Genomic DNA, 12682 nt, shown 5'->3' with positions numbered 1-12682 from the left:
ACTCATATGAAAACCTATACAAAACCAATACTGATGGCTGTTGCGATGCTTAGTATGATAGGCTGCGACAAAAGCGATGCAGATGGGCGTTTTAACGATAACCCACGCAGTGAGATAGGAACTCCACAAGAAGGCAGTTTGGTTACTGCTAAACAAGTGAAGTGGAACTTTGATAATGCCGACGATTGGGTCAATGCCAGTCAAGATGAAAATGCCAATATTTCACAAACCTCTCTCGAAAGCAATACACAAGCCGAAGACGGTAAAGTAGTGAAAATCTATACCGAAGCCAATACACAACAACGCAAAAAGCTCAAAACCAAAAAACAATACGGTGCTGGGCTGTATACCTGGCGTACCTATATCTCTGATTTAGGAGCTACTGAACGTGTGAGCATAGGCTCTTGGTTGTGGAATAGCGATAAACACGAATTGGACTTCGAGGTAGGCTCTGGTACCGCTAAGGAACGTGAAACTTTGGGTGTTACTGATGACGAAGTGATTGCTTATATCACCTGTCAAGATAACCCCTTTGTCCAACAAAAAGTAAAAATCAAAAAGAATACTTGGCATACCTTTAAAATTGATTTACAATTAGTAGGCAATAAGTATTTTGCTACTTGGATTATTGATGATGTAAAGTGTGCCGCTCAGCAACTCACTTATGGGCAAGAACACCCTTTCTATATTTTTTGCAGTACAGAAAATCTTAAATTTATAGGTGATAACTGGCCTTACCAAGAGAACTATGGCTTGTGGGATTATGTAACTTATACCCCCTATTCTTACTCTATAGCCCCCGTAGAACCTTCTACACAAACAAATCCAATAGACGAATCCCCTGAACCCGATAAAGGAGAAGCAAAACGTTGGGATTTCAATACTTTCCCTAATGATTGGGGTAAATGGACAAATGTAGGAGCTGACGGATCTGCCTTTAGCAAATTGGATAACGGCAAATTAATCCTTACCACTAATTCCTATTGCAATGTATCAAAAGCATATTACAAACCTCAAGTAGGATATGGTAAATACACTTGCTCTATTCGTTTGCCAGAAGTAAACGAGCCAGCTAAAATACAAATGGGAATGATTCTCTATTTCTATACCGATACCCCAAAAATTGTAGAACGTTTGTTCCAAATGGTAGCTCGTTACGGAAAAGATGAAGATCGCACTCGCCTCGGTGCTAAACAAGGTGAAATGCTCTTGTTTATCGCTTCTGCTGAGCCTGGATTGTCAAGCTATAAAGAAGTCTTACAACTTAATAAAGATTATAAATTCACCATCGAATTGAAAAAAGCAGGTAATAAATATGTAGCGGTATATTATTTAGATGATAAACCAATACAAACACTTAAAACTAACTTTGGTGAAGATGACTTTAAGTTTGAATTAGGTATCAGTGCCGAATCTAATAGAGGTGATTGGTTACCAGGTAATGAACTGAAAGATCCTACAAAAAAATATAGCGCTACTTTCAACTTTATTGAATATACCGCCTATTAGTAGTAATCGATGTTTATCTATAAATGGCAAATTGATTTTTCTGAGGCTGTCTCACCTCCAACAACGAGACAGCCTCTTTTTCTTAAATAGGAAACTAAGAATAAAGCATACAACTTAATGATTTTAGTATGAAAAAAACATTTATTTTTTCATTGATGACCTTGTTCATCTATGTTGGTTGTAAGATAGATTCTGAGGAAACTACCCGCAACGCAACAACTACATCAAGCGATGGACAATCGCTTAATGCTGCACAACAGGCTCAAAAAGGGGTAATGTTTTGGGAGTTTGATGCTCCTTCTAACGATTGGATAGAAGCCAATCAGAACAGTAAGCCTAATTGCTATAAGATACAACATAGCCCTGGCTGTACAAACGGTGGACTTATTATTCACACAGAGGTGAATACTTTGCAACGCAACAAACTCAAAACTGTAAGACAATATGGAGCAGGAGTATATGAGTGGAGATTGTATGTTCCTAAATTGGAGAAAGGAGCCCAAACAAGTGTGAATTGCTTTCTTTACAAAGATGACAGTCACGAATTGGCTATCAAAGTCTATTCAGGAAAGAATGCGGAACGCTCTCAAATGAGACTTACTGATAATCAAGTAATAGCAGAATTGGGTGGTTATGGAATGGCAACTAAAAAGATAGCTATTACTCAACAAGATTGGCATAGGTTTAAGATAGAATTGAAGTTAGTGAATGGTAATTATCACGCTATCCTTACAGTAGATGGAAGAGAAGGAAAGGATAAATTGGAAGGAACACTTGATTATGGTCAAGACAACCTTTTCAATATCTTTTGTAGTGTAGAGAACTTACCAAAAGTAGGTGATAGACCTGCTACCACTCCTACAACGGGTGTATGGGATAATGTTAAGTATACGCCCAATAGTGGAGCTGTAGTTCCTACACCTAAGCCTACACCTGACCCTAAGCCTGATAATCCTGTTGGAACTTACAGATGGCACTTTGGTTCTTATCCTCTTTCAGATTGGGTTTTAGCCAACCAAGAACCTAATAAGAATGTAGACCATTGTTCATCAGTTTATAAAGATGGTTGTGACGATGGTAAGGCTTTGAAGATATGGACAAAAGCAGGGACAAAAGAGCGGAAAAAATTAAAGACAGAACAAATGTTTGGTGCAGGGATTTACACTTGGCGTGTTTTCATTCCTACAATGAATATTGGTGAAAGAGTGAGCGTAGGTTCTTGGCTTTATAACGATGACCAACACGAAGTAGATTTTGAGGTTGGTTCAGGGACTATTAAAAAAAGAGAAGAAGCTCACGCAACGAAAAACAATCAGTTGATAGCTTATATTACAAGCCAAAATAATCCAGAACTACATCACGATACTGAGATTGTTACAGTTGATGAGAGAAATAAAGGATCGTGGCATACTTTTCAGATAAGATTGGAAATAAATCAAGCTATTAATGGTCAGAACTATATCATTACTTGGGCTATAGATGGAGTAGACCGTTATAAGTCAAAACTAAACTATGGGCAAGAAAAATTATTTCATATATTTTGTAGTGTAGAGAACCTAGACTTTTTAGGAGAACGTCCTACTACAGAAGATGTTGTAGGCTTATGGGATTATGTAACTTATCAACCATATCCTTATTCTTATAAACCTCGCTAATAAAACGAGACTTACATATTGCTTTTATAAATGGCTGGTAAAGGGGTTGTAATTATTTACCTTTATAGAATATTAATAGAATTGCTTTGTTGTTAGTTAAAACGGTATTCATTACAACCCTCACACCAGTTTGTATAGTGAAAAATGAGAAATAATTAGGATAAAGAGCTTTGAGCTTTTCGGAAGATATCGGAAAAGTTCGGAAGGGAGCTGAGAGAGGTTTTGGTGAAAAAAGGGTATAAGATGGGTGTGGTTAGCTTATAGAGAGCTTATAGGAAGCTTATACGAATCTTGGACGATTGGTATAGAAAGGGTATGTAAGTAATTGATTAATACTGTAATACAACAAAGCAAAAAACGGCAAAAACAGGGTTTCGAGGCGAAAGAAAAGGGAATAGGCACTAGGCCTTAGGCCATAGGCACTAGGGGAAGTATGACGGAAAAGGAGAAGGGATAATTAGGAAATTAGTAAATTAGAAAATTAGTAAATGGGGAAGTGTGAGGTCTTAGGTCATAGGCACTAGGGGGGAGTATGACGGAAAAGGTGGAGTGTAGCGATGCAATAACGAATAATGAACGAAGAAACAACGAAGGAAAGACGAAGAAAAGACGAAGAAACAATAAAGCAAAAGAGAATTTTAAATAAAGCAAAAACGAAAAAATAAAAGCATATGAAACGAGTAAATCTATTTTTAATGGCAGTGTGTTGGACAGCTTTTGTAAGCTGTAGCAAACAATCAAGTGATATTCCTGAGGTAACCATTGATAAAACCAAAGTGATGCGATGGGATTTTAAAACGCTTGACGGTTGGTTATTAGGTAATCAGGACGAGGATTACCCACAGGGGAAGGACAAAGAAACTTATGCCAAAGTGGTAAGTGATTCTTACGCCGAAGATGGCTGGGCACTGAAAATATGGACGAAAGCTCATACTGAACAACGCAAAAAACAAAAAACAGTACACCGTTACGGGGCAGGTATTTACACTTGGCGCGCTTACATTCCGCCGATGGAAACAGGTGCTTGGGCAAGTATAGGCTCTTTCTTGTATAACAGTGAGGGGCACGAGATAGATTTTGAAGTGGGCTCGGGTGATGCTAAACGCAGGAAGAAGTTAGGCGCAAAAGAGGGGCAGGTAGTGGTGTTTATGACCAGCCAGAATAATCCTTGGGCGCAAAATGCTGAGGTGCTTATAGACAGCGACCAATGGCATACTTTTCAGATTAAATTAGCTATCAATCCGCAGAATAACCATTATATTGCTACGTGGCTCATCGATGGGGTGCAACACCTTCATACGGAGCTCAACTATGGGCAACAGTATCCTTTTCGTATCTTTTGCAGTGTAGAAAATATAGATTTTATAGGCGACCGCATTCCTACCAGAGACCATTATGCCTTGTGGGATTATGTGACATATGAGCCTTTTAGTAATGCTATTGAGCCTGTAAATCCCGATAAAGACTAACGCTTTTTTCTTATTGAAATAACATATAGGAACAAGAAAGATTTAAAATATGAGAAAATCGATTATTATTTTGTTTTTAATCATAGGGGGGGTATTAGTTTCTTGTAAAAAAGACGAACTTTTTATCCCTAAAAAAGAAGACCCTATTCCCCCTAAAAAAGAAGACCCTTTTACCCCTCCGTATCAGAGTAATCTTACCGATTTTGAGGTGTCTTTGAGCAAGACGAATAACCTTCGCGCGGAAGTAACTGCAACTTTCAGCGGAGAAACGTCCTTCCATATAGCTTATTGGGAAGTGAACCATCCGGCACAAGTACAGCAAACCAATACCTATCAGGGCAAAGGGATAGAACGTAAAACGCTATTGTTCCTCAAACCCGATAGGCAATACAGTTGCCAAATCATTACCGAGAAAGGAGATAAGTCGGCAGTAAAAACCTTTAAAACAAAAAGTGTGGAGGCTTTCCTTCCTAATGCAACATTACTGATAGACGACCTAAAAGAAGATATAGGCGGTTATTTTTTTGCAAATGCCCGTATGAATGGTACAAAAGCTATCTATCTGACAGATACTAAAGGAGTAGTAGTATGGTATGAGCAAGTGCCCGAAGAGCCTTTGGTCGTAAATTACGATGCACAGCGTCAGCAGTTTTACATTCTTACCAATCCTGCTTACCCTGTTGGAAGTCCTTATACTTTCAATGCTAAAAGTATTAAAATTATAGACCTCTTTGGGGAGGTAGTATTTCAAAAAGACTTTGCTACCGTTCCTGCACTTAACGGACGGGAAGTGCATCACGAGTGTCGCCCTATGCCCGATGGCAGTATAGGATTAGTAACCTATATTGATAAAACTTTTGACCTCACTGCACAAGGCGGTACAACTACCGATACTGTAAAAGGTGATGGTTTTGTGATTATGAATAGAAGAGGAGAAATCACCCAGCAATGGAGTTGTTTTGATTATGTAGACCCCACTACCGACCCTAATATAAAAATACAAGGAGTAAAAAAAGATTGGCTACACGCCAACTCTTTTAACTACGATAGCGAAGGTAATTACTATATGACGTTTAATCGTTATGGAGAACTTTGGAAAATTAACGGTAAAACAGGGAAGTTACTATATCGCATAGGCGAAAATGGCACCATAAAACCTGAGAAAAAATACTTTACTCACGGAATGCACTGTGCTAACCCGAAAGCACCTAACGAGGTGTTAGTGATTGACAATGCGCGTTCAGATTCCGATACAGGCTCGAGAGCTATTTTGTATAAAGTAAATGAACAAAGCAAAACAGTAACAGTTCCTATGGCAGTAGCTCTTCCCAAAGATTTATCCTCATCAAACCGTAGCAATGCCCAATTTATAGGTGAGGACTTGTTACTAATCACGTTGAGTACCAAAAAACAAATTATCATTACCGACCGCAACGAAACACCCACCATAAAACGTTCTTTTATGTTGCCTTTTACTTTCTATAGAGCACAATATATCCCAACTATTAAATATTAAAAATCAAACCACCACCAATGAAAAAACTTATATTTAGTTTAGTAACACTATGTCTTATGGCTTGTAAAAGCACTGAGCCTGTAATTCATTACGAGGTAATTCCGCTACCACAATCCATTAGTTATACCCATCAGAAACCTTTTGAGCTCGATGCCCAAACCGTGATTACCTATCCACAAGGTGATGCCTTACTACAAAGGAATGCCCAATTCCTTGCCTCTTATCTTAAAGAAATCACAGGGCTCACCCTTACCACTGAGCCCAATGTGAACAGTGGGAAGGTTATTCGTCTTAAAACCGACCTTAAAAAACCTAACCAAGAGGCTTATCAACTTACCGTAACAAGTGAGCAAATTACTATCGATGGAGCAAGTCCCGCAGCGGTGTTCTACGGCATACAAACCTTGCGCAAGTCGATTGACGTAACAGAACCTAAATCCTTAGCGTTCCCTACGGCTGTGATAGACGATGCGCCCCGCTTTGCCTATCGAGGAATGCATTTTGATGTGAGCAGGCATTTCTTTACAGTAGATTTTATAAAGCAGTACATTGATATACTCGCACTTCATAACCTCAATAAGTTCCATTGGCACCTCACCGATGACCAAGGGTGGCGTATAGAAATTAAAAAATACCCTCGCCTTACTGAGGTAGGTTCAACACGCAAAGAAACGCTTATTGGGCATTTGCTCAAAGATAAACCCCACCAATTCGACGGCAAACCTTATGGTGGGTTCTACACCCAAGAACAGATTAAAGAGATTGTAAAATACGCCCAAGACCGCTATATTACGATTATTCCCGAGATAGATATCCCTGGACATACCTTAGCTGTGCTCACGGCTTACCCTGAGTTAGGTTGTACAGGCAAGGACTGTGCAGTAGGTACCAAATGGGGCGTGTTCGACGATGTACTTTGCGCCGGCAATGAGGCTTCTTATGACTTCTTAGAAGGCGTATTCGACGAAATTACCGAACTTTTCCCCTCTAAATATATTCATATAGGAGGTGACGAGTGTCCTAAAACACGTTGGAAAGAGTGCCCTAAATGTCAGGCTAAAATTAAAGCATTAGGCTTAAAAGGCGACGCTGAACACACTGCCGAACAGAAACTACAAGGCTATGTGGTATCGCGCGTAGAGCAGTTTCTCAAGAAGAAAGGTAGAGAGGTAATAGGCTGGGACGAGATTTTGGAGGGAGATAACATTTCACAAGACGCAATTGTAATGTCGTGGCGAGGTACCGAAGGAGGTATAGCCGCTGCTCAACGCCACAACCGCGCTATTATGACTCCGCATTACAGTTTGTATTTCGACTATAACCAAGGCGAAGACCCTAGTAAAGAACCACTGTCCATAGGCGAATACCTCCCCGTGAAAAAGGTGTACGACTATGAGCCTATTGACCCTAAACTCACTCCCGAACAAGGAAAATATATCTTAGGGGCACAAGCTAATTTATGGACAGAGTACATCGCGAGTCCTGCGCACGCGCAGTATATGCTCTTGCCTCGCTTGGCAGCCTTAGCTGAGGTACAATGGACAGCCCCAGAGAAAAAGAACTATGCCGACTTTTTGAAGCGTTTAGGCAACTTACTCAATTACTACCAAAAAGAGGGATATCATTATGCCAAACACATCTTGGGCGTTACCCCTGTGATTCAGCCCGCTCCTAAGAAAGATGGTATTCAGGTAGAACTCCTCACCGTAGGCGATGGCAAGGTGTACTACACCACCGATGGCACTACCCCCGATGCTACCAAAACGCTTTATACCCAGCCTATCAAGCTCAGCAACGAGGTGCTGTTAAAGGCAGTAGCTGTGCATAAAGATACTATAAGCGGAGTGTTTAGCTACCAGTCGTTATTTAATAAGGCTACTTACAAGCCTATACAATTACTCACCGAAACCAACCCTAAATACACTTTCGGAGGGGCTACTGCCTTAGTAGATGCCCAAATAGGTGAAGATTCTTATATCGATGGGCATTGGGTAGGCTTTCCTGGTCGAGTGGGAGTAGAAGCAGTAATCGATTTAGGTAGAGAAGAAGAGTTAAGCACCTTGAAAGCGGGTAGCTTAGCCGATACGCCTAACTGGATATTCCCAGCCTCAGAAGTCGCTATTTACAGCTCTGCTGATGGCAAAAACTTTCAGCTCATCACTCAGCAACCTTTGAACATAGCGCAGAAGACCGACCCTATTAAGCGCGTGCCTATCAGTTTGAACTTTGCTAAAACTAAAACTCGCTATGTGAAAGTAGTGCTCAAAGGTACCGTAATCCCTGAATGGCACGAGGGTAAAGGCACACCAGCCTTGCTATTTGTAGATGAAATCCAACTGATGTAAAAATATATATTTTTCATATGTAATATTGCTTTTATTTAAAATTTGTGTACTTTTGCACATCGTAAAGACGCGACTACAAAACGCGTCTTTACTTTTTAGTATGCAAAAACCTTTAATATTAGTAACAAACGACGACGGTATTACCGCTCCTGGTATCCGTTATCTGATAGACATAATGAAAGAATTAGGCGAAGTAGTGGTAGTAGCCCCTGATTCGCCACAGAGCGGTAAAGGGCACGCCGTTACCCTCGATACTACTATGTACTGCGACCCTATGCCCTCACATAACGGAGCTACTCGCGAATACGCTTGTAGTGGTACACCTGCCGACTGTGTGAAAATAGCCAAACACGAAGTGTTGAACGGTCGTCTGCCCGATCTCTGTGTGAGTGGTATCAATCACGGTTCCAATGCTTCTATCAACGTGATATATTCAGGAACGATGAGTGCTGCTATCGAGGCGGGTACTGAGGGTATTCCTGCTATTGGTTTTTCATTATTAGACTCCAGTTGGAATGCCGACTTTTCGCAAGCGCGCTCTTATATCAAAAGTATTGCTGAAAAAGTACTCGCTAATGGGTTGCCCAAAGGAACAGTGCTGAATGTGAATATACCTAATATCAAGAAGGAAGAAATAAAAGGCGTAAAAGTATGCCGTCAAGCACGTTCGCGCTGGATAGAAAGTTTTGACAAACGTGTGAACCCGCAAGGGAGAGTGTACTACTGGATGACAGGTACTTTTGTGAATGAAGATCAAGGTACTGATACTGACCAATGGGCTCTCGAAAACGGCTATATTTCAGTAGTGCCTATTCAATTCGACCTTACAGCTCACCAAAATATTCAAGAGTTAAAGCAATGGGATTTTTAAATATAAATCAAAAGCGCAAAGACCAAATCATTGGTTTTATAGCAGGTATTGTTGTAAATGTGATAGGGGTGATAGCCTATGTGCTTATCTTCTCTAAATTTAGTATTGCTACTACCTTGCAAGATGCCTATTACAAGAGATATTTAGGTAAACTCATACTCTTAGGAGCCCTGTTAGACCTTGCTATCTTCTTCTTTTTTATCAATCGTTATGAAAACGAACGCGCACGTGGTGTACTTATCGCTTCGTGCGTATTAGCCTTTATAATTCTGCTATTGCAATTCACTTAAAATTAAATATAATGAGAATCAGAGAATATGTAGTTTTCTTATACCGTATCTTCTTGGTATACTTATTTTATGCCATTGCACGTGGTTTGTTTTTTGCTTTTAATACCGATTTTATGGGAGAGCCGGCAAATATATTGTTGTTTCTTAAACTTTCTTTCTACGGATTACAGTTTGATACCGCAGCTATTTGCTATGTCAATTTGCTTTTTATACTGCTAAGCCTACTTCCTCTACGCATTAATACCAAGCCTACTTATCAAAAAACACTGTTTTATGTGTATTTTATTACTAACGGATTGGCATACCTCACTAACTTTATTGATGTGCTGTATTATCCTTATAGCAAATCAAGACTTACGAGTGCTTCATATGCAGTAATTGAAAACGAGCAAAACAAAATGGTTTTACTCTTTAATTTTTTAGGAATGTATTGGTATGTAGTCTTACTGTTTATCTTCCTAATTTGGTTGTGGATATTTCTTTATAAAAAAGTAAAAGTAACCGAACAACACCTTCCTACCAAACCTTACTTCATCACTTCGGTATTGGTATTTGTTTTAGTAGGATTAGGGGTGCTTACAGGAATCAGAGGGGGAACCTTAGAACATTCATCACGCCCGATTAATATTGTAGATGCCAGTCGTCATACCAATATCACAGGTCAGGCCGATGCTATACTAAACACACCCTTCACCCTTATTCGCACCTTGGGTAAGAATAAAGGATTTAAGGAATATCACTTTGTAGATGAAGCCTACATCAATGAGAGTTTAAAACCTATTAAGCAGTACAACCGCGAAGTAGCTACCAAGCCCAATGTCGTTCTCTTTATTTTAGAAAGCTTTGGTAAAGAGTATTGGGGCTGTATGAATACCAAAACGAATATCCCTAACTTTAAGTCGTATACTCCCTTTTTAGACTCGCTCTCCGTCCATTCTTTTGTGCTCGACAATGCTTATTGCACAGGACGTCAGTCTATACACGGAATGTCGTCAATGCTGGCAGGAATTCCCACAATGCAGGTAGCTTATACCTCTTCGCCTTTTGCCCAACAAAAAGTGCAATCAATAGTTTCAATAGCCAAAGAAATGGGCTACGATACCTCTTTCTTCCATTCAGCACCCAATGGTTCTATGGGATTCTTAGGTTTTTCTAATATCTTAGGCTTCGACCATTATTATGGTAAAAATGAGTACAATAACGATGCTGATGACGATGGACACTGGGGAATTTGGGACGAACCTTTTTTCCAATATATGTGCAGGACTTATTCTCAAAAGAAACAACCTTTCTTAGGCACTATTTTCACACTCTCCTCCCACCACCCTTTTCAAATTCCTAAGCAATATGAGGGCAAATTCCCTAAAGGCAACTTAGAAATTCACCAATGTATTGGCTATACCGATTACGCTCTCAAACAATTCTTTGAGTGTGCTAAAAAACAACCTTGGTATAACAATACTATCTTTGCTTTTGTCAATGACCACCCTAACCAAATCTATTACGACCTTTACAAAGAGCCTATTACAGGCAAAGGAGCAGCAATTATGTTCTACAGCCCTAACCCTAATTTGGTGCCAAAGGGGATAAATTCAGATATTACTCAGCAAATAGATATTTATCCTTCGTTAGTAGACCTAATGGGTTACCATAAGCCTTTCCGCTCTTGGGGGCGCAGTGTGTTTGCCAATCTTCCTGATGAAACGCCTCGCGCTTTTATCTCCGATGCACTTATGTACCAAATGATGCAAGGTAATTACATCTATATCATCGACGAAACAGGCAAGGTAAACGGAGTGTACAAGAAAGAAGACGGTGCTCTCAAAAACAATCTCTTGGGCAAAGAAGATAATGCCGAAATACAAAAAGGTATCAAAGATTTAAAAGCCTTTATGCAAGACTATATGGATAGAATTATCAACCATAAATTGAATAATTAGCAAATTAGTCAATTAGCAAATGAGAAAGCGCGATGTTTATTATTCTAAACATCGCGCTTTTTTACCTTTTACCTTTTATCTTTTACCTTTTACCTATTCAAGAGTAAGAAGGTATTTCTCTGCGTCCAACGCTGCCATACAGCCCGAACCTGCTGCGGTAATAGCTTGGCGGTAGCGCGTGTCGGCAGCATCACCGGCTACAAACACCCCTGCTACATTGGTGAGCGAAGTGCCCGCTACATTTTTAATATAGCCCACCTCATCAGTATCGATATAAGGTTTAAACACATCGGTATTAGGTTTGTGACCGATAGCTACAAAGAAACCTGTGATGGCTATTTCGCTTATCTCCCCTGTCTTGTTGTTGCGCACTTTAATGCCCGTAACTACTTGTCCGTCACCTAATATCTCTTCAGTTTCGGTATTGAAAAGCACTTCTATTTTAGGTGAATTGAGTACGCGTTCCTTCATAATTTGTGAAGCGCGGAACTCATCGCGACGCACGAGCATTGTTACTTTCGAGCAAATGTTCGCTAAGTAAAGCGCTTCCTCACAAGCCGAGTCGCCTGCCCCTACAATAGCCACGTGTTGATTGCGGTAGAAAAAACCGTCGCACACAGCACAAGCCGATACGCCTCCTCCTGTTTGCAAATAGTGCTGTTCGGAGGGTAAACCTAAGTATTTAGCCGAAGCACCTGTAGCAATGATTACTGCATCGGCGTGGAGTTCTTTGTCGTCAACCCATACTTTGTGTGGGTGAGCCGAAAAATCTACCTTAGTAATCCACCCATTGCGAATGTCTGTGCCGAAACGTTTAGCTTGTTGTTCTAATTGCATCATCATTTCGCTGCCCATTACCCCCTCAGGATAGCCAGGGAAGTTTTCTACCTCAAAGGTAGTAGTGAGTTGTCCGCCAGGTTGTTCGCCTTGATAAAGCACAGGGTTAAGATTGGCGCGAGAGGCATAAATAGCGGCAGTATAGCCCGCAGGACCTGAGCCTATAATTAGGCATTTTATCTTTTCAATGTTTGCCATAGCAATTTTTTCTTTTAATTAGGGTGCAAAACTACAAAAATAATACCAATCT

Annotated in this window: 9 protein-coding genes; 8 read left to right on the top strand and 1 reads right to left on the bottom strand. The window is 40.2% G+C overall.

Annotation, left to right across the window (positions count from 1 at the left end; genetic code table 11):
* The first annotated feature begins 6 nt into the window (after positions 1-6).
* The 8 genes from HMPREF1321_RS10860 to HMPREF1321_RS10825 all read left to right on the top strand — a co-directional run bounded on the left by HMPREF1321_RS10860 (position 7) and on the right by HMPREF1321_RS10825 (position 11595).
* On the top strand, positions 7-1509 hold the full coding sequence (locus tag HMPREF1321_RS10860) for a hypothetical protein (RefSeq protein WP_009422554.1): 1503 nt from the start codon (positions 7-9) through the stop codon (positions 1507-1509).
* Between the two features lie 128 nt (positions 1510-1637).
* On the top strand, positions 1638-3164 hold the full coding sequence (locus tag HMPREF1321_RS10855; protein ID WP_009422615.1) for a hypothetical protein: 1527 nt from the start codon (positions 1638-1640) through the stop codon (positions 3162-3164).
* Between the two features lie 671 nt (positions 3165-3835).
* Entirely contained in the window at positions 3836-4633 is a 798-nt protein-coding gene (locus tag HMPREF1321_RS10850) for a hypothetical protein (protein ID WP_009422563.1), read from the top strand.
* Between the two features lie 49 nt (positions 4634-4682).
* Positions 4683-6149 (top strand): aryl-sulfate sulfotransferase, encoded by a 1467-nt coding sequence (locus HMPREF1321_RS10845; protein WP_009422543.1) that lies wholly within the window; start codon positions 4683-4685, stop codon positions 6147-6149.
* 17 nt (positions 6150-6166) lie between these two features.
* Positions 6167-8494: a family 20 glycosylhydrolase gene (locus HMPREF1321_RS10840; protein ID WP_034576069.1), complete on the top strand. Its 2328-nt coding sequence runs from the start codon at positions 6167-6169 to the stop codon at positions 8492-8494.
* 100 nt (positions 8495-8594) lie between these two features.
* On the top strand, positions 8595-9365 hold the full coding sequence (gene surE, locus HMPREF1321_RS10835) for a 5'/3'-nucleotidase SurE (RefSeq protein ID WP_009422604.1): 771 nt from the start codon (positions 8595-8597) through the stop codon (positions 9363-9365).
* Entirely contained in the window at positions 9353-9655 is a 303-nt protein-coding gene (locus HMPREF1321_RS10830; RefSeq protein ID WP_009411254.1) for a hypothetical protein, read from the top strand. Before surE ends, HMPREF1321_RS10830 begins: the two co-directional genes overlap by 13 nt.
* A gap of 11 nt (positions 9656-9666) precedes the next feature.
* Complete coding sequence (locus HMPREF1321_RS10825) at positions 9667-11595, top strand: LTA synthase family protein (protein ID WP_009422602.1); 1929 nt, start codon at positions 9667-9669, stop codon at positions 11593-11595.
* A gap of 93 nt (positions 11596-11688) precedes the next feature.
* Here the strand turns inward: HMPREF1321_RS10825 and trxB are convergent, their stop codons facing one another.
* Positions 11689-12630: a thioredoxin-disulfide reductase gene (gene trxB / locus HMPREF1321_RS10820; protein ID WP_009422578.1), complete on the bottom strand. Its 942-nt coding sequence runs from the start codon at positions 12628-12630 to the stop codon at positions 11689-11691.
* Positions 12631-12682: the final 52 nt, after the last annotated feature.

The sequence above is a fragment of the Capnocytophaga sp. oral taxon 412 str. F0487 genome, assembly GCF_000271925.1.
Taxonomy (GTDB): Bacteria; Bacteroidota; Bacteroidia; order Flavobacteriales; family Flavobacteriaceae; genus Capnocytophaga; species Capnocytophaga ochracea.
This window is presented reverse-complemented; position numbering and strand designations above follow the sequence as displayed.

What these genes read in the sequence shown, in the direction of transcription:
- surE (WP_009422604.1), top strand. Translation starts at nt 8,595, where the DNA reads ATGCAAAAACCTTTAATATTAGTAACAAACGACGACGGTATTACCGCT.
- HMPREF1321_RS10855 (WP_009422615.1), top strand. Translation starts at nt 1,638, where the DNA reads ATGAAAAAAACATTTATTTTTTCATTGATGACCTTGTTCATCTATGTT.
- HMPREF1321_RS10845 (WP_009422543.1), top strand. Translation starts at nt 4,683, where the DNA reads ATGAGAAAATCGATTATTATTTTGTTTTTAATCATAGGGGGGGTATTA.
- HMPREF1321_RS10850 (WP_009422563.1), top strand. Translation starts at nt 3,836, where the DNA reads ATGAAACGAGTAAATCTATTTTTAATGGCAGTGTGTTGGACAGCTTTT.
- HMPREF1321_RS10830 (WP_009411254.1), top strand. Translation starts at nt 9,353, where the DNA reads ATGGGATTTTTAAATATAAATCAAAAGCGCAAAGACCAAATCATTGGT.
- trxB (WP_009422578.1), bottom strand. Translation starts at nt 12,630, where the DNA reads ATGGCAAACATTGAAAAGATAAAATGCCTAATTATAGGCTCAGGTCCT.
- HMPREF1321_RS10860 (WP_009422554.1), top strand. Translation starts at nt 7, where the DNA reads ATGAAAACCTATACAAAACCAATACTGATGGCTGTTGCGATGCTTAGT.
- HMPREF1321_RS10825 (WP_009422602.1), top strand. Translation starts at nt 9,667, where the DNA reads ATGAGAATCAGAGAATATGTAGTTTTCTTATACCGTATCTTCTTGGTA.
- HMPREF1321_RS10840 (WP_034576069.1), top strand. Translation starts at nt 6,167, where the DNA reads ATGAAAAAACTTATATTTAGTTTAGTAACACTATGTCTTATGGCTTGT.